Annotated in this window: 14 protein-coding genes; 8 read left to right on the top strand and 6 right to left on the bottom strand. The window is 54.0% G+C overall.

What is annotated here, in order from left to right:
• The first annotated feature begins 15 nt into the window (after positions 1–15).
• Positions 16–1338 carry a D-serine ammonia-lyase gene (gene dsdA / locus AB6T85_RS03180; protein WP_369894783.1) on the top strand — a complete coding sequence of 441 codons (1323 nt, stop codon included), beginning with the start codon at positions 16–18 and terminating at the stop codon, positions 1336–1338.
• Here dsdA and AB6T85_RS03185 read toward each other — a convergent pair.
• Positions 1325–3391, bottom strand: coding sequence for an FUSC family protein (locus AB6T85_RS03185; RefSeq protein ID WP_253454316.1), 2067 nt, complete (start codon positions 3389–3391; stop codon positions 1325–1327). The two genes, dsdA and AB6T85_RS03185, sit on opposite strands and share 14 nt — an antisense overlap.
• Before the next feature lie 350 nt (positions 3392–3741).
• Here AB6T85_RS03185 and AB6T85_RS03190 point away from each other — a divergent pair, with 350 nt between their 5' ends.
• The 3 genes from AB6T85_RS03190 to AB6T85_RS03200 all read left to right on the top strand — a co-directional run bounded on the left by AB6T85_RS03190 (position 3742) and on the right by AB6T85_RS03200 (position 6072).
• Positions 3742–4596, top strand: a complete 855-nt coding sequence (locus AB6T85_RS03190; protein WP_369894784.1) for an AraC family transcriptional regulator — start codon at positions 3742–3744, stop codon at positions 4594–4596.
• 33 nt (positions 4597–4629) lie between these two features.
• Positions 4630–5037 (top strand): DUF2000 family protein, encoded by a 408-nt coding sequence (locus AB6T85_RS03195; protein ID WP_125290061.1) that lies wholly within the window; start codon positions 4630–4632, stop codon positions 5035–5037.
• Positions 5038–5667: 630 nt separating this feature from the next.
• Positions 5668–6072 (top strand): (R)-mandelonitrile lyase, encoded by a 405-nt coding sequence (locus AB6T85_RS03200; protein ID WP_253454317.1) that lies wholly within the window; start codon positions 5668–5670, stop codon positions 6070–6072.
• 27 nt (positions 6073–6099) lie between these two features.
• On the opposite strand, the gene AB6T85_RS03205 is transcribed toward AB6T85_RS03200, so the two are convergent.
• Both AB6T85_RS03205 and AB6T85_RS03210 read right to left on the bottom strand, forming a co-directional pair.
• A complete protein-coding gene (locus tag AB6T85_RS03205; protein WP_253454318.1) occupies positions 6100–6987 on the bottom strand; it encodes a glycosyltransferase family 17 protein in 888 nt (295 codons plus the stop codon).
• Between the two features lie 147 nt (positions 6988–7134).
• On the bottom strand, positions 7135–7599 hold the full coding sequence (locus AB6T85_RS03210) for a VapA/VapB family virulence-associated protein (RefSeq protein ID WP_253454319.1): 465 nt from the start codon (positions 7597–7599) through the stop codon (positions 7135–7137).
• Between the two features lie 589 nt (positions 7600–8188).
• Between AB6T85_RS03210 and AB6T85_RS03215 the strand changes: the two genes are divergently transcribed.
• Positions 8189–9580, top strand: coding sequence for a diaminobutyrate--2-oxoglutarate transaminase (locus tag AB6T85_RS03215; RefSeq protein ID WP_253454320.1), 1392 nt, complete (start codon positions 8189–8191; stop codon positions 9578–9580).
• A gap of 5 nt (positions 9581–9585) precedes the next feature.
• Positions 9586–11043, top strand: a complete 1458-nt coding sequence (locus AB6T85_RS03220; RefSeq protein ID WP_253454321.1) for a pyridoxal phosphate-dependent decarboxylase family protein — start codon at positions 9586–9588, stop codon at positions 11041–11043.
• Positions 11044–11168: 125 nt separating this feature from the next.
• Here the strand turns inward: AB6T85_RS03220 and AB6T85_RS03225 are convergent, their stop codons facing one another.
• Positions 11169–11420, bottom strand: coding sequence for a helix-turn-helix domain-containing protein (locus tag AB6T85_RS03225; RefSeq protein ID WP_301250934.1), 252 nt, complete (start codon positions 11418–11420; stop codon positions 11169–11171).
• Positions 11421–11649: 229 nt separating this feature from the next.
• Here AB6T85_RS03225 and AB6T85_RS03230 point away from each other — a divergent pair, with 229 nt between their 5' ends.
• The gene (locus AB6T85_RS03230) at positions 11650–11862 is read left to right on the top strand and encodes a hypothetical protein (protein ID WP_369894785.1); all 213 of its coding nucleotides are present in this window, start codon (positions 11650–11652) and stop codon (positions 11860–11862) included.
• 476 nt (positions 11863–12338) lie between these two features.
• Positions 12339–12995 (top strand): helix-turn-helix transcriptional regulator, encoded by a 657-nt coding sequence (locus AB6T85_RS03235; RefSeq protein ID WP_369894786.1) that lies wholly within the window; start codon positions 12339–12341, stop codon positions 12993–12995.
• Between the two features lie 48 nt (positions 12996–13043).
• Here AB6T85_RS03235 and fabV read toward each other — a convergent pair whose 3' ends face one another.
• Entirely contained in the window at positions 13044–14240 is a 1197-nt protein-coding gene (gene fabV / locus AB6T85_RS03240; protein WP_253454325.1) for an enoyl-ACP reductase FabV, read from the bottom strand.
• A 363-nt stretch (positions 14241–14603) separates the two neighbouring features.
• Complete coding sequence (gene eptB / locus AB6T85_RS03245; RefSeq protein ID WP_369894787.1) at positions 14604–16259, bottom strand: kdo(2)-lipid A phosphoethanolamine 7''-transferase; 1656 nt, start codon at positions 16257–16259, stop codon at positions 14604–14606.
• Between the last annotated feature and the right edge of the window lie 333 nt (positions 16260–16592).

Consider the following 16592-nt stretch of genomic DNA (forward strand, 5'->3'; position numbering starts at 1 on the left):
GAGCGACAAGCCGCCATGTCAGATAGCCTTCTGCAACACCCCGTTGTCCGCCAGCTGCAGACGCTGGAAGCCACCACCTGGTTTAATCCCCATCTTGCCCGCGTGGAAGAAGGCCTGAAGCAGGTCGGCCTGAGCAGGCAGGATGCGCAAGAGGCCGAAGCCAGGCTCCAGCGCTTTGCGCCGCTTTTAGCGCAGGCCTTTCCGGAAACCGCTACGGCGGGCGGCATTATCGAATCGCCGGTCATCGCTATCCCCGCCATGCAGCAATGGCTGGCGGCCGAAAACGGCGCTATCCCTGGCGCACTGTGGCTGAAAAAAGACAGCCACCTGCCCGTTTCCGGCTCTATTAAGGCGCGCGGCGGTATTTATGAAGTGCTTGCCCACGCGGAACGGCTGGCGATAACCGCAGGCCTGCTGACGACCGAGGCGGATTACCGCATCCTGCTGTCGCCGCGCCTGCGGGCATTCTTCAGCCAGCAGCGTATTGCCGTAGGCTCAACCGGCAACCTCGGCCTTTCTATCGGCATTATCAGCGCCGCGCTGGGTTTTGACGTCACGGTGCATATGTCTGCCGACGCCCGCGCGTGGAAAAAAGAGAAGTTGCGCTCGCACGGCGTAAAAGTGGTGGAATACGCGGAAGACTACGGCGTGGCCGTGGCGCAGGGACGTCGCGAGGCGGAACAGGATCCGCACTGTTTTTTTATCGATGATGAAAATTCCCGCACGCTGTTTCTGGGCTACGCCGTGGCGGGGTTGCGCCTGCGCGCGCAGCTTGAGGCGGCAGGCAGAACGGTGGATGCCGCGCACCCGCTGTTTGTTTATCTGCCCTGCGGCGTGGGCGGCGGGCCGGGCGGCGTGGCCTTTGGCCTGAAGCTTGCTTTTGGCGATGACGTGCACTGCTTCTTTGCCGAACCGACGCATTCGCCCTGCATGCTGCTGGGGATGAGCACCGGGCTGCACGAGGCCGTCGCCGTCGCGGATATCGGGCTTGATAATAAAACGGCGGCGGATGGCCTGGCGGTCGGCCGTCCTTCTGGTTTTGTCGGCCGGGCGATGGCGCAGCTGATCGACGGCTGCTATACGCTCAGCGATAAGAGGATGTACCAGCTGCTGGCCGCGCTGGCCGCCACGGAAAATCTTCGCCTTGAACCTTCCGCGCTGGCCGGAATGGCCGGGCCGCAACGCCTGAGCGCCCACTATCTGGCACAGCATCGCCTTAATGCAGAGACGATGGCTCGCGCCACGCATCTGGTCTGGGCCACGGGCGGCGGCATGGTGCCGGAAGAAGAGATGCAGGCTTATCTGGCGGCGGGCCAGCGCGCGCTCAGCGCCGGATAGTTTTCAATAAGGCGATATCGGGCCAGCGCTGACCCGGAAAAAGCGACAGGCGAACGTTAAACAGATAAAACAGCGGCGCAAACACGGCCTCGTCTTTGCCCGCCAACGCTTCCAGCTTCAGCAACAGCAGATCCAGCTCCTCCAGCAAATGCTGATGCGGCTGCGTCTGTAACGATTTCATGCGCCGCTTTAAAAACAGCGCCAGCTCGTGAAACATCTGGCCGCTGTCAATGCGATAGCTTTCCAGCAGCTCGCGATGGCGGGCATAGTAGTCATAGCAGTTAGCGCCCAGCCAGGCTTCCGTCAGCAGATTGCCGCCAGAAACCAGATCGGGATGCGGATCCAGACGCATACGCGGCAGGATAATATTGACCCGATCCAGCATCCGCACCACAAAGTGCTGCCGCGCCAGCAGCGAAGATCCGTTGCGCTCAATCTCTTTCACCAGCCGCAGCAAATCGCTCAGCCCTTTGCGCAGCGTGCGTTTGGCGGTCCATGAAGGGCGCTTGTTGCGGATCAGCGCCGTAATGGTCACCGCCACGATAATGCCGACCATCGATGAGATGGCCGTATTGATCAGGCCGGTGAGATTTGGCGTGAAGTGGTGAGTCATGCCCAAAAACGCCGGGATCTGCGTCGCCACGCTGATGCCGATCAGATTGGTCGAGGGACGGGCAATAACCAGCCCCAGCAGCAGCAGCCCTGGCGTCAGGATCAGCAGCAGCGCCTCGAAGGTGGTTGCCTGCGGGATCAAAAAGGCCACGTAGAACAGGCTGATCGCCAGCGCGATAAACACGCCTTTGATAAACCTTTTCATCGGCACCAGCGGCGTATCCATGCTGGCGAAGAACGACGCCACAATCGCCGCCATCATCGGTGCCGTCGCGCCGTCGGCCCAGCCGCTGCCGATCCAGAACAGGCTGGAAATAAAGGTCGCCAGAAAAGCCGTGGCGGCCGAAAGCAGCAGCAGGCCGTTATCAATATGGCGCTCCGCTCGCGTCTCCTTCGCCAGGCTGGTGTCGCCGGAGAGATCGCTGACCAGCACGCTGACGCTCTGATAGGCGCCTGCGATGCGTACAAAATCCGCCAGCCGTTCCAGCAGGCCCATCAGCAAAATGCTCTCCTCCGTGGCGAGCGCCCCGCTCCGCCACTGCTGTTTCAGCGCCGTCTGGGTCGCGGCAAGCTGCTGCTGCATTTGCGCCGTCTCTGCAATCTCGCCACGATTAAGCCAGCCGACAAAATCGGCAAAGACGTCCGTGACCTCCTGCGGAAAGCGGATTTGCTGTTCGGCCAGAATGCTCAGCCGCGCTTCGATAGCGGTCAGCGTAGGGATCAGGTACGACAGGTGCTGGTACTGCACGCTGACTAGCCGGATCAGCTTGCGCGCCGCATCGCCTTCATAGACGCAATGTACAATCAGCGTTTCCACATTGGTCGGATAGTTTGCCATCTGGATCAGAATATCCTCCCGCTCCAGCGACTTATCTTTTGGCCTGACCGTAATCAGCTCGTGGCACAGCTTCTGCGCGTTCAGATACCAGACGCTGACGCTCTGCTCCAGCAGGCTGCGCATGGAAACCGGAAGGATCAGCTGGTGCACCAGGCTGCTACAGATAATCGCCAGCGTGATCTCCTCAATGCGCGAAATAACGATATCGCTGATGGAGAGCGGCGACACCACGCCGGGAAATCCCATAATGGCGGCGCTGTAGCCTGCCAGCATAAAGATATAGCTTTTTGGCGTGCGGTCGTGCAGCGAGAGATAGAGGCAGACGGCGACCCACAGCGAGACGCACAGGCTGAACAGCAGCGGATACTGCACGGTTTCCGGGTATATCAGGAAAATAAACAGCCCGCCCAGCAGCGTGCCCAACAGGCGAAAGATCGACTTGGAGATGGTGGCAGCGGAATAGAGCTGTGAAGCCACAAAGACCGTCGTTAACGACCAGGCTGGTTTTTCAAAATTAAGTTCAAGCGAAATATAAAGTGCCAGAAAGGCGGCCAGACAGGTTTTAGCGGAGAAGAGTACCGCGTTTTGGGTAAACCACTTCATGGAAATTATTGAACCGGATGCACATTGCGTGGATGCGTATCCTGCCAGAAGGCGGATGCCGCTGCCCGTCAATTAGTACTACAAATTATTAATGACTTAACTAAATGATTTAGCAGGTAAACCTGTTCAAAAACGGCTTAAATTACCTGAAAAAAACGGGAAAATGGCGAAATTTACGCCAGATCAATTATCGCCTTTTGTGCGGTTTTACTTTTTCTGCGGCCACCCGGCAACGGCTTCGATAAGGATTGCGTCTTATTGAGGCCACCTTGCGCCGCGGCTGGCGTGGATGCTAGTTTACTCGCCTGAATTATTTAGCCGCTGAGCGGTGTACAGGCGAAAAAGCATCCATGTCAAACTCTCTTACCGGCGACTGGCTGACTTTGCGCCGGGATAATGAAACCGGCATCGAAAGCGTTCACGCCCATTTTTGCGGGCACGCCTACGATCCGCACGATCATGACGAGATGCTGGTCGGCGTAACGCATATGGGCGTACAGCGTTTTAACTGTCACCGCAGGCTGCATACCAGCACGCCGGGACAGATTATGCTGATTGAGCCGGGCGCGGTACATGACGGCCACGCCCCAAATCCGGAAGGCTTTACCTACAGCATGCTTTATCTGCCGCAAAGCTGGCTGAATACTCAGCTCCAGCGGCGCGGCCTGGGCGAGATTTCCGCGCTGGAAGCGGCTTTTCGCTCAACCCTGATGCAGGACGATCGGCTCAACCTGACGATCCAGCAGGCTTTCAGCACTATTCGTGGCGCCGAAGGCAGGCTCGCCCGCGATCAAAATCTCGATCGGCTGGTGGATCTTCTGTCGCGTCATCTGCACGGCCGCCCTTCTGCGGCGCAGGATCTGTGCGGCATGCTGCGCGTCAGGGATTTTCTGCATGAGTCAATGACCAGCGATATTGGACTGGACGATGTAGCGCTTGCCGTTGGCCTGGATCGTTTTCGCCTGACGCGCCAGTTTAAGCAGGCGTTCGGCCAGTCGCCGCACGCTTATCTGGTCAGGCTACGGCTGAAAACCGCACGCGCGCTGCTGGCGCAGGGATGCCACCCGGCGCAGGCGGCCGCGCAGGTGGGCTTCGCCGATCAAAGTCATCTTGGCCGCTGGTTCCGTCGCGCTTACCGCATTACGCCTGCGGCTTACCAGCAGCAGTGCACAAATGTTCTATACCGCCAGTCCTCTCTCCGCTGAAGATAAAAGCTGACTTACTCAGCGGAGAGCAGCATGTTTGACAGTAAAATCGCACTGATTGTGCGCGAGGATCTTGCCATCTGGCAGCGACTGAACGTAACGGCCTTTTTAGCCAGCGGTATCGCTTACGCCGCGCCGGAAATTAGGGGCGAACCTTATATAGACGCCAAAGGCCAGCGCTACGGTTGTATGGCCGGGCAGCCGATGCTGGTGTTTGCCGCCGATCTCGCCGGTTTACAGGCTGCGCATTGCAAAGGACTGGCGCGCGAGCTGACGCTGATCCCTTATGTTCAGGCGATGTTTTCGACCGGTCACGACGAGGCCAACCGACAGGCTTTTCAGGCAGAAGACCCGGACAATCTTAATTTAGTGGGGCTGGCAATCCGCGGCCCTAAGAAAGCGGTCGATAAAGCGATTAAAGGCCTTGCGATGCATAGCTAAACGGCGTTTCTTGTTGGGCGGCACGGGCAGGCTGTTCCGCCCTTGATGCTGCCCTGTTTTAAGAAGAGCCTTTCTGCTTTGGCTTATTTTAAGCGAGGTATTGTTACCTTATAAGCCTCTCATAATAAAGCATTATACGGCATCTCAATTTACGCTTTACCCTACAGACTATAGTAATGACAAAACGCTATAGGCCAGATCGCTGTAACGTACTAAAAAAGCCTCTTAATGGTTCAGCTGATGGAACATTTCTTGCGCTGTAGCAGGTTATTTGCTGCGTAGCGCTGAACACTTTACCCACCGATTTTGATTATTCAGAGCATTTATTTATCCCACCCGTCAGCGTTTTTAAAAAATAATATTCAGGTTGGAAACCATAGTTACCTTTAACTTCTCGTGGCAAATAAATGCAAAGATCGGCATCTGGTTTTACGATAAAGATCAGGACAAAAATAAAGTCTTAATAATTAATTAATTACTTCTATTCATGAGCGCCACTCATTAGCTTATTCGGTTCAGTCAGCTTATTCTCGCCTTCGTTTTGCGCTACGCTTATCGTTAATCTCATTTCGTCCGCCCTCTTCGCTTGTTCTGCGGCGCAGTCGGCCTTTCATCTGCAAGGAAAAAATAATGACTGATATCTATCAATGCGGTTCTCAGGCTTCTTATGCAGGCCCTGAAGATTGGTTTACCGGCACCGTGCGCGTCGATCCGCTTTTTCCTGCCAACGAACCCGCACGCGCCAGCGGCGGCAGCGTCACCTTTGAACCAGGCGCCCGTACCGCCTGGCATACGCACCCGCTGGGCCAGACGCTGATCGTAACCGCAGGCTTTGGCTATGTGCAGACCTGGGGCGAACCGGCGCGTGAAATCCGTCCCGGCGACGTGGTATGGATCCCACCGTTTGAGAAGCACTGGCATGGCGCCAGCGCCAAAACCGCGCTGACCCATATCGCGATCCAGGAAGCGCAGGATGGCAAAGTTGTGGAGTGGCTCGAAAAAGTCACCGATGAGCAATATGGCGGCGAAGCATAGGCAGAGCGCCGGTGGTCACGGAGCGCGCTACTCTTTCAAAAACGCCTGAAAGCGCGCTTTGTTAGCCACCAGCCAGCCCGGCAAATGCTCGTTATCGACCGGCACTATCTTCATTTTGCGCGGGCGGTTCCAGATGTCGATATTGTTCTCGACGCAGCGGCGAATATGGTCGGGATTATTAAATTCCGGCCGATCGTGCTCAATATGAGAAATAGTCGACATCTTTTCGCTGATGCGTTCATCCGTCATCACCCAGGAGAAATGCCAGCCACCCCGCTGAACGATTTTGGTGCGAAATTTCAGCAGGTTCCAGCGTAGCCAGCTGTCCCTAATCGGCGTACCTTTACGCTTCACGTTGCGCAGCAGCTCGGGCTGGCCGTGAAAAAAGCCTTTCAGGTTTTTATAGGTCACCATTTTAGGCAGCTTGCACAGGCGCGGCGTCCCGTCTTCGTTCATGACCTGCAAATTAAATTTAAAATTATAGAAATGCTGATAGAGCGTGGTGCAAAGGTGCCTGTGGCTGAACTGCGCCAGCGCCTGAGGATGGGGAATCTCATCCACATCGGATATGATAATGATATCGTCATCCCGCGCGTCCGTCAGGCCTTGCATAATTGCGTTACGCGCATGGCTTTCGTTTTGCCAGGGATCGGTCTCCCCTGCGTTGACCAGAGAACTGTTGGAATAAAAAGCCTGCTGATAAATAACCGGCACGCGATCGTTAACAACATAAATAATTTGATCCCTGAAGGCCGCAAATTTTTCGATATCAAAATGCAGACGTTCACGTTTCTTGCCCGTAAACGTATAAAGCGACTCAACGACGACAAACTTATCTACGTGTTTATGGAGCGTATTAAGCCGGATTTCCAGCAGCATATCTTCGTCATAGTATAAAAAGCAGTCGTAAATCACGGTAATAATGCCTGTATCGTAAAAAGCAGTGCCACAAATTAACAGAAATTGACACGGCGCTACAGCATTTTGTCAGATTTGCGTAATTACCTGTAAGCAGATGTACGACAGTCTCCTTCCACAATCCGGCCGTCACGGCCCCGTTCGTCAGTCCATCGTTTTCGAGTGCCAGCCGCCTGCCAGCAGAAACGATACGCTGTCGTCAGAAGCGATGGCCGATCCCGTATAAAGTCCCAGCAACTGCTGTTTTTCGGCGTCATAAAACAAAATTCCGGTCAGCGCCAGGCTGGCGGCCAGGTAAAAATGGGCCGTATCCCGGAACAGCAAGGCATAGTCCGCGCTGCTGAGCGTGCCGGTGCTGGCAAGCTGCAAGGGGAAAATAGCCGGAGCGGCCTTGCCGGTGCAGGTGTTGCTATAGCCTTCAATAATCTGACAGTGAATAAGATGCTCTTCACCCTGCCCTGAAAGCGTGACTTCGGCATTGACCTCCTGAGGCGGCTCGGTAACTAAAATTGCGTTAACGCTGCTCTCCATATCCTCCGGCAGATGCGGAAAATGTTTGCGGAAAAGGGTAAGGATCTCCTCAGCGTTGATATTTAACAGATTGCTCATTTCCGCACTCCCGTTTCAAATTGTAAGCCCGCGTTATTTAATTTGAGTACAGCCTATGATTTAGCTCAGAGCGAGAAAATTGTTTCATTATCGCGCAGGCTTTGCTTGCTCTATAATTAAAAACAGCAGGTTAAGTCGTCTGCTTCTATTTTGTTTAAGACTTTCCTCAGGGCATTTATAAACGAAGCGGCGCGTTACGGCCGCTGCGCTTAATAAGCCCAGGGGTAAGCGGGTTTTATTGCCGCTGCGCTTATTAAGCACGCGGGTAAATGTCAGCTCGTTGGCCGTTAAAGCGGTTTTTGCCCCGGTAGAGCAACGCCTTGCTCGCCTTTTGCACGCCACAAAGCGTTCAAAAAGGCCTTTTTTGTGCTTTGTTGTAGAGATGTTAATAAAGCATCGGGCTGATAATGGGTCAGAAAACCAACAACATATTGATTACTATAGGAAAAACTTAAAGTAATCTTAACAAAATTAATGATTGAGTCGGGGGCTGAAAAGTCCTATATTGGCCGCGCTTTTTTACAGCGCTCACACTTTTAATTTATTTTTCAACTACGGCGTTATTTATAACCCTGGTTGTAGGAGAGATATGATGACGGATAAAGTCCGTATTGATAATTTTGGTGCGAATTCATCAGGAAACAATGAAGCGTTTTTAGCCCGTCAGGCTGAATATGAATCGAACGTGCGGAGCTATCCGCGCAAGCTGCCGTTCGCCATTGCTAAAGCACAGGGAGTCTGGATTACAGATGTTGAGAATAATCAATATCTTGATTGTCTTGCCGGTGCAGGTACGCTGGCGCTTGGCCACAACCATCCTGATATGCTGCAGAGCATCCAAAATGTCATTACCAGTGGCTTGCCGTTACATACGCTCGATTTGACGACGCCGTTGAAAGATGAATTTTCTGCCTACCTGCTCTCTTTACTGCCGGGCCAGGGCAAAGAATACTGCCTGCAGTTTACCGGCCCTTCCGGCGCTGACGCCGTTGAAGCCGCGCTGAAGCTGGCGAAAAAATACACCGGCCGTACCGGCGTGATCAGCTTCTCCGGCGGCTACCACGGCATGACCCACGGCGCGCTGGCGGTAACGGGCAACCTGTCGCCGAAAGAAGCCGTTAACGGCATGATGCCGGAAGTGCAGTTTATGCCTTATCCGCATCTGTACCGCTGCCCGCTGGGTATCGGCGGCAAGGCGGGCGAGCAGGCGCTGGCTTACTACTTTGAAAACCTGATCAACGACGTGGAAAGCGGCGTGCGCAAACCTGCGGCGGTGATCCTGGAAGCGGTTCAGGGCGAAGGCGGCGTGAACCCGGCTCCGGTCGAGTGGCTGCAGCGCATCCGTAAAGTGACTCAGGAACACGGCATTCTGCTGATCCTGGACGAAGTGCAGGCTGGCTTCGCGCGTACCGGTAAGTTCTTCGCCTTCGAGCACGCGGGCATCGAGCCGGACATCATTGTCATGTCCAAAGCCGTTGGCGGCGGTCTGCCGCTGGCCGTGCTGGGCATCAAAAAGCAGTTCGACGCCTGGGCACCTGGCCACCACACCGGCACCTTCCGCGGCAACCAGCTGGCGATGGCAACCGGCCTGACCACCCTGCGTCACCTGAAAGACAACAATATCGCCGATAAAGTTGCCGAACAGGGCGAATGGCTGAAAGCGAAACTGGCAGAGATGCAGAAGCGCTATCCGGTCATCGGCCACGTGCGCGGCCTGGGCCTGATGCTGGGCATTGAGATCGTCAAGCCGAACGAGCCGCAGGATCATATGGGTTGCTACCCAGCCGATGGTGAGCTTTCCGCGCTGTTGCAGAAGAAATGCTTTGAAGCTGGCCTGATCCTGGAGCGCGGCGGCCGTCACGGCTGCGTGCTGCGCCTGCTGCCTTCGCTGCTGATCAGCAATGAAGAGCTGGGTATTTTCCTGGATAAATTTGAAGTCGCCCTGGTTGCTGCCGGCGTTAAACCTGTTTCTGCGGAGTGAAGTTGATGTCCCGGTCCAACCCTATTCTGGCAGCTTCGGCGCAGAGCACCGAAGCCTACCAGCAGGCTATTGCCCAGACCAGCCAGGCCGTCGTGCAGTGGCTGCAACAGCCTGAGATGTATCAGGGCAAAAGCGTAGCCGAGCTGCGTGAGCGTATCGCGCTGGATTTCACCACGGAGGGCCTGGGCAACCAGGCCGCCATTGAGCGTGCGATCGAGTACTTCCTGAAAGACAGTCTGTCTGTGCATCATCCGCAGTGCGTGGCGCACCTGCACTGCCCTAGCCTGGTAATTAGCCAGGCGGCGGAAGTGCTGATCAACGCCACCAACCAGAGCATGGACTCCTGGGATCAAAGCCCTTCAGCCACCATCATTGAGATGAAGCTGATTGAATGGCTGCGCGCTCAGGTCGGCTATCAGGCCGGCGACGCGGGCGTCTTTACCAGCGGCGGCACCCAGAGCAATCTGATGGGGCTGATGCTGGCGCGCGATGCGTTCTTTGCGCGTCAGGGCCACTCTGTCCAGCAGGATGGTCTGCCGGGCGATCTCAGCAAGATCAAAGTGTTCTGCTCTGAAAACGCCCACTTCTCCGTGCAGAAGAATATGGCGCTGATGGGTCTGGGCTACCGCTCCGTGACGCTGGTGAAAACCGATCGCTTTGCGCGTATGGATACGGCGGATTTGGCTGACAAACTGGCGCTGGCAAAAGCCAACGGCGAAAAGGTGCTGGCTATCGTCGCAACGGCGGGCACTACCGACGCGGGCGCTATCGATCCTTTGCGTGAAATCGCGCAGATCGCAGCAGAAAACGAGACCTGGCTGCACGTTGATGCGGCATGGGGCGGCGCGCTGCTGCTTTCTGATAAGTATCGTCATTATCTGGACGGCATTGAGCTGGTGGATTCCATCACCCTGGACTTCCACAAGCAGTTCTTCCAGACCATCAGCTGCGGCGCGTTTCTGCTGAAAGAAGCGCGTCACTACGAGCTGATGCGTTACCAGGCGGCCTACCTGAACTCTGAGTTCGATGAAGCTCAGGGCGTGCCGAACCTGGTTTCCAAATCCCTGCAAACCACGCGCCGTTTCGACGCGCTGAAAATGTGGATGGGTCTGGAAGCGCTGGGCCAGAAGCAGTATGCCGAAATCATCGATCACGGTGTAACGCTGGCGCAGCAGGTTGCGGCCTGGGTTGCCGAACAGCCTGCGCTGGAGCTGGTGATGGAGCCACAGCTGGCAAGCGTGCTGTTCCGCTTCCGTCCGCAACAGGGCGACGATGCGGCAATCGCCCTGCTTAACCAGAAGATCGGCGATGCGCTGCTGGATTCCGGGCGCGCCAACGTAGGCGTGACCGAACACAACGGCGTAACCTGCCTGAAGATGACGCTGCTGAACCCAACCGTGACGCTGGAAGACATCAAGCTTCTGCTGGCGCTGGTAGAGCGCACGGCGGCTTCTCTCGCATAGTTATCCTGTACGGATCAAAGCCGGTAACGCCCGTTACCGGCTTTTTTATTAGCCTTTATTCATCCCATCAGACTGTTTTCAACAACAGGACAATGCGCTTCGCGCCATCGGCTCTTTTCAGGCTGTCAGCGTTTCCTGGTTAGCTGTTGCCGCTGGTCGCACCCGTTTCTGCTTTTATATCTTGAGGGCCATATGTCTTCCGGCGGCATTTCCAGAGCCTTTGCTATCAGGCGCTCTCCTTTGGGCCAGGGTCTTCGTAAGGCATTAGCCAAAGTAGAGGCGGCCAGCCCCGCTTCTCGTGATACAGCGGATAGGTTTGTGCCCTTCTTTTTCAATAAGGCAATAATATCTGCCGGGTGGATATCATTTTTGTTCATCGGATCCCCTTATAATGGGCAGGCCGCATTACTTTCCGTAGAGCTAAGTGGATAGCATAATCCGGATGATATACGGCTCAGGCTTTTAATTTTTATCAATTGATATTGTTAATCGTGTCTCTGGTATTGGCACCCCAGCCTGTTTTACGTTATTTATAGCAGGTGAAAAAAGGTCTGTTTGATGTAAGGTTTATCTCATGTAGGGTTCTTTTTATGTAGGGTTACCGCTATGAAAATTCAGTCGCTTCCGAAAAATCTTATTAATATGTTTGAAAACGATCCGATTACTGGATGGGCCGTCAAAGACATTAATTCCAACTTTGTTTACGTAAACAATGCCTTTAAGATATGGCAAACTATTTCAACCCGCTTCGATTATGAAGGGTTAAATATACGTGATGTCCCTGTTCCCGTAGCCGAGTTTGCTGATATATTTGCATAGCAGGAAAGAGAGATTGAGCAAACCGGCAAAGCGGTACGTGCTATTACCACGCATATTCAGGGCAAAGAGAAAATTTTACAGCCCGCTTATAATATCCAGGAGCCGTTATTTAACGAACAGCGCCAGTGCGTCGGCACGGTGATAAGCGTCAGGCATGTCAATATTATCACGCCGGGATCGCTGCTTAACGGCAAACTCTGTCAGCATGTCACTCTTCAGCCGCCTTCGGCTGTCTTTACGGAAAAAGAGTGGGAAGTGGTTTATCTGTTACAGTGTAACTTAAGCCTGAAAGAAGTAGCGCATGTGCTGGGAATTTCTATCCATGCCGTCAGTGGACGCCTGAGAAGCTGCTATCGCAAAGCGGAAGTGAGCTCATCCTCCATGCTAATTGAATTTTGTAGGGAGAAAAATATAGATAACTACGTTCCTGCCTTCTTTTTGAAAAAAGGACACATTATTATTTCTGGATAATAAAAATGGACTATTACTTTAGCTACTCCCTGTTCGGGTGGGTGATAAAAGACGCCTCTTCTCGTTACGTATATGCCAATCAGAAAGCCTGCCGTTATTTCAGCCAGCCTTTCGAAAAAATAAAAGGCTGTACGGATAAAGACCTGTTCCCCGACCTCTGTGATTTTCACGACAGAATCACAAAGGATGACAAAAAAATTATAGCCACAGGCGCTATGAGCATAGTTTTAAGGATATTTAATCAAGAAGGAAATAACAGAAAACAGGCTTATTTGGTTGAAAAGCGGCTCTGGCGATTGCCTGACGGATCACCTGGCATAATTTGTAATTATATTGAAATCACAAACGTCTACTTTTCAACATTTCTGTGTCAGCACTCTCGTAAACCTCTTACTTTTACGGCACCTTCCCCGCTTTTTACCAATCGGGAGTGGGAAGTTATCCTGCTGCTTTTATGTGGGATGAAAAGAGATCGCATGTCAGCTATGCTCAACGTTAGCAAACTTACGTTAAGAAACAGAATAGCCCGCTGCTGTGAAAAAGCTAACGTAATGCACGGAGTCGCGCTTATTCAATATTGCCAGCGTAAAGGATGGGATAATTATATTCCGCCGTTTTTTCTTAAAAAAGGCTATATCACTTTTTCTGGCAAATTCGGCTAAAAATTTAGCAGGCGTGAAAGAAAGGCGTCCCGCAGGACGCCTCTACGCTTACATCTGCACCAGATTTTTGATTTTCACATCCGGGTTGACGTCGGCGTCGTAATCCACGCCGTCCAGGCCAAAGCCGAACAGGTGCATAAACTCTGTTTTGTAGCCAACGAAGTCGGTCAGCTCGTTCAGGTTTTCGTTAGTGACGGTCGGCCACAGCTTCACCACTTCATCCTGCACTTCTGGCTGCAGCTCTTTGTAGTCGGCACGCAGGCGGCCAACATCGTCAAGAATTGGTGAGGCGTTGTACAGGCTGTCTTTGAACAGGCCGTAAACCTGCTCGATGCAGCCTTCGTGAGTGCCCTTTTCCTTCATCACTTTAAACAGCAGCGACAGGTAAAGCGGCATCACCGGAATAGCAGAGCTGGCCTGGGTAACCACGGCTTTCAGTACGGAAACACGCGCGTCGCCGCCCTTTTCCGCCAGCGTGTCGCGAATAGTCAGGACGCGCTTGTCCAGGTCTTTCTTGGCTTCGCCGATAGAACCGTTCCAGTAGATATCGTGGGTGATCTGCTCGCCAAGATAGGTAAAGGCGGTGGTTTTCGCGCCTTCAGCCAGCACGCCGGCCGCGTTCAGATCGTCAATCCACATCTGCCAGTCTTCGCCGCCCATCACCGCTACGGTGCCGTCGATCTCTTCCTGAGAAGCGGGTTCCAGCGTGATATCGGTAATGGTTTCTTTATCGGTGTTCAAGCCGCGCGTGTGCAGCGTTTTGCCAACCGGTTTCAGCGTAGAGTTAAAGACTTCGCCGGTTTTTGGATGGGTACGACGCGGCGCAGCCAGGCTGTATACCACCAGATCGACCTGACCCAGATCCTGTTTAATCAGCTCAATGGTCTTTTGCTTTACTTCGTCTGAGTAAGCGTCGCCGTTGATGCTTTTTGCATACAGGCCCTTCGCTTCCGCCAGCTCTTCAAAAGCCGCAGAGTTATACCAGCCAGCGGTAGCCGGTTTGTTTTCTTCGCCCGGACGCTCGAAGAACACGCCCAGCGTATCGGCTTCGCAGCCAAAGGCGGCAGAGATGCGGGCAGCAAGGCCGTAACCCGTAGAAGCGCCAATCACCAGCACCTTTTTAGGGCCGTTGGCAATTTTGCCCTGGCGGGTCACGTAATCAATTTGTTTTTCAACGTTAGCTTTGCAACCCGCCGGATGGGCGGTAACACAGATGAAGCCACGAATGCGTGGTTTAATAATCATGTCGACCTCAATAACCGTCTCAGTAAATATGGCCCGTAGAATACCTGCTTGTGGCGTTTCAGGCAAAGTTGACAGTAGCTTATCGTCTACAGACGCTTTTAACACGAGCGCTTTGCATATTATTTATTCAGTCTTTATACAACCGCTCGCGCCTGAGCGTGTGAAAAGCGGCAGCGGAATCCGAAAACGCCGTGAACCCATCCGTGGCGGCTCGTTGCGCGCGTCCATGCGCGTTTGCTTTCCGCTCAGCCTTTGCCGTAATGAAGCGGTGGTATTGCTGCCAAAAACGGCAGCGCACCGCCAGGCCATTGCGTTTGTCATCAATCTTACGGCAGTCCTGAGTCTGCCTGTTAACAGTCTGACTCAGGGCACGTGACACCAGTTACGCAACTGATTAATACCGCCGTCCGGTGAGGTAAAGCCCGCGCAGCCTAACAGGCTGTCGTACAGCTTTTCGTGGAATACCGGCGTTTTATCCTGCGCCATTTTTTTCAGCTGATTAAAGGCCGCCGCATGATCGGGGTGCTGTAAAAATTTGTCGGATGCCCAGACCATGATCGGCACGCTGCGCTGCGCCATCGGTGCCTGATTGCGCGGCGTGCCGTGGAAATGCATATTTTGCGAAATCGACTCGCCGTGATCGGAAGCATAAAACACAATAGCGTTACGATCGCGCAGTTGGTTAAAGACCTGCTCCAGCACGTAATCGGTATAAAGCAGGCTGTTATCGTAAGAGTTAACCATCTGCTGCGTGGTGCAGTCGTCGTCAATGCCCAGGCATTCCGGCTGATAGCGCGCAAAGCTACGCGGATAACGCTCGGTATAAAGATAGTGCGACCCTTTGGTATGCAGAATAACCAGGTGTTTGCCCTGCGGATGACGCTCGACAGAATCCTTCAGCTCGCTGACCAGCGCCATATCGTCGATAGGCTTGCCGACGTTGCGCTTTTCGGACTGAATGGCTTCCCGCAGCGCATAGTCGTCCGCCAGCGCTTTGTTATAGAACCAGGCCTCGCTCTGCATGGCAAACAGCTCGGAGGAGAAGCCCTGCTTTTTCAGCACGGAAAACACGTTCATCTCTTTCAGCGTGCGCTCTGGCGCTTCCGACGCGCCGCCCTCGCGCACAAACATGCAGCGCAGCGAGAGTTTGGTTGAGGTGTCGCAGGAGTAACCCTGGAGCGCAGCCAGATTAGGCTCTTTATCCAGGTAAGGCGTATTGTCGCGCTGGTAACCGTAAACCCCCATATGATCGCGCCGCGCGCTTTCGCCAATCACAAACACGATATAGAGGCTGTCCGCATCTTTTGGCGGCTTATAGGTAAAGTGCGCGGCGGGATCGAACAGTTTACGACTGTCTTCTGCCTGGCTCCAGCTGCTGTAGGCCAGCAGCCCCATGCCCGACAGCCAGTTTGATGGCGAATAGGTGCCGGCGACCACGCCGCCGTAGCTGGCCATCATGCGGTTATGCTGGCGATCCAGATTATCCTGGTGCTCGCCCATCACCTTCAGCGGCAGCCAGCAGCAGAGGCCTGCGGCCAGCATGACGCCGATGCGCCGGGCGATAGCGCCACCGTTACGCCGCCGCAGGGCCGCTTCCGGCAGCGGCGCGAGCCACAGGATCAGCAGCGGCAGCAGGCTCACCAGGCCCAGCCAGACGCCAAAATCCCAGCCGACCGACTCCCTGGACAGATCGAAACTGTCGGTGGTCATCACCGCCGCGATAATGCCGTAGCCGATATCGACGTTGAAAAAGATCATGTAATAGCTGGCGGCCACGGAAAACACCACCAGCAGCGAAGTCAGAACACGGAACAGCAGCCGGCCGGCCAGCGAGGCCAGCAGCGTGGTAAACAGCACCAGCGCAAAAGCCGCGACCACCTCAATGGCGATCGACAGCAGGGCGTCGTAGTGAAGCTGATGAAAGCGGCGGAGAAAAATCGGCAGGTTTAATAAAATGCCCGTGTAAAAGGCGATAAAGCAGCAGACCCGATACTGCGTCAAAAAAAGCAATCTTTTCATCTGTCCCGTCATTGTTATGGCAGTGAATGGCATGACCAAAGCGGCTTTGGTATTGAAAACGTTATTATTCTAACGATACGGCGTAAGACAAGGTAAACGCAGGTGAGTTTACCGTTGGTACTGAAAAAGTGAGTGTTATAATGTAACAAAAGATGTGGCAGACGTTAACCTTTTCGTGCAGCGCGCGCGCCTGGCAGGCTTTCGGCAAAGTTTGAACCGGCTCAAAGTTCTGATAAATAAAGGCGTACCGGACTACATGCAGTGGATATGCATAATTATTCCCAAAGCCTGATACAAAGGCTGGCTACGGGTCAATGCGGTAATTAATTATTC

The sequence above is a fragment of the Erwinia aeris genome, from assembly GCF_041224955.1.
GTDB lineage: Bacteria > Pseudomonadota > Gammaproteobacteria > Enterobacterales > Enterobacteriaceae > Erwinia > Erwinia aeris.

Coding starts and splice junctions, on each gene's coding strand:
- AB6T85_RS03225 (WP_301250934.1), bottom strand. CDS start 11,420: ATGAACAAAAATGATATCCACCCGGCAGATATTATTGCCTTATTGAAA.
- AB6T85_RS03195 (WP_125290061.1), top strand. CDS start 4,630: ATGTTTGACAGTAAAATCGCACTGATTGTGCGCGAGGATCTTGCCATC.
- AB6T85_RS03185 (WP_253454316.1), bottom strand. CDS start 3,391: ATGAAGTGGTTTACCCAAAACGCGGTACTCTTCTCCGCTAAAACCTGT.
- dsdA (WP_369894783.1), top strand. CDS start 16: ATGTCAGATAGCCTTCTGCAACACCCCGTTGTCCGCCAGCTGCAGACG.
- eptB (WP_369894787.1), bottom strand. CDS start 16,259: ATGAAAAGATTGCTTTTTTTGACGCAGTATCGGGTCTGCTGCTTTATC.
- AB6T85_RS03200 (WP_253454317.1), top strand. CDS start 5,668: ATGACTGATATCTATCAATGCGGTTCTCAGGCTTCTTATGCAGGCCCT.
- AB6T85_RS03210 (WP_253454319.1), bottom strand. CDS start 7,599: ATGAGCAATCTGTTAAATATCAACGCTGAGGAGATCCTTACCCTTTTC.
- AB6T85_RS03220 (WP_253454321.1), top strand. CDS start 9,586: ATGTCCCGGTCCAACCCTATTCTGGCAGCTTCGGCGCAGAGCACCGAA.
- AB6T85_RS03215 (WP_253454320.1), top strand. CDS start 8,189: ATGATGACGGATAAAGTCCGTATTGATAATTTTGGTGCGAATTCATCA.
- AB6T85_RS03235 (WP_369894786.1), top strand. CDS start 12,339: ATGGACTATTACTTTAGCTACTCCCTGTTCGGGTGGGTGATAAAAGAC.
- fabV (WP_253454325.1), bottom strand. CDS start 14,240: ATGATTATTAAACCACGCATTCGTGGCTTCATCTGTGTTACCGCCCAT.
- AB6T85_RS03230 (WP_369894785.1), top strand. CDS start 11,650: ATGAAAATTCAGTCGCTTCCGAAAAATCTTATTAATATGTTTGAAAAC.
- AB6T85_RS03190 (WP_369894784.1), top strand. CDS start 3,742: ATGTCAAACTCTCTTACCGGCGACTGGCTGACTTTGCGCCGGGATAAT.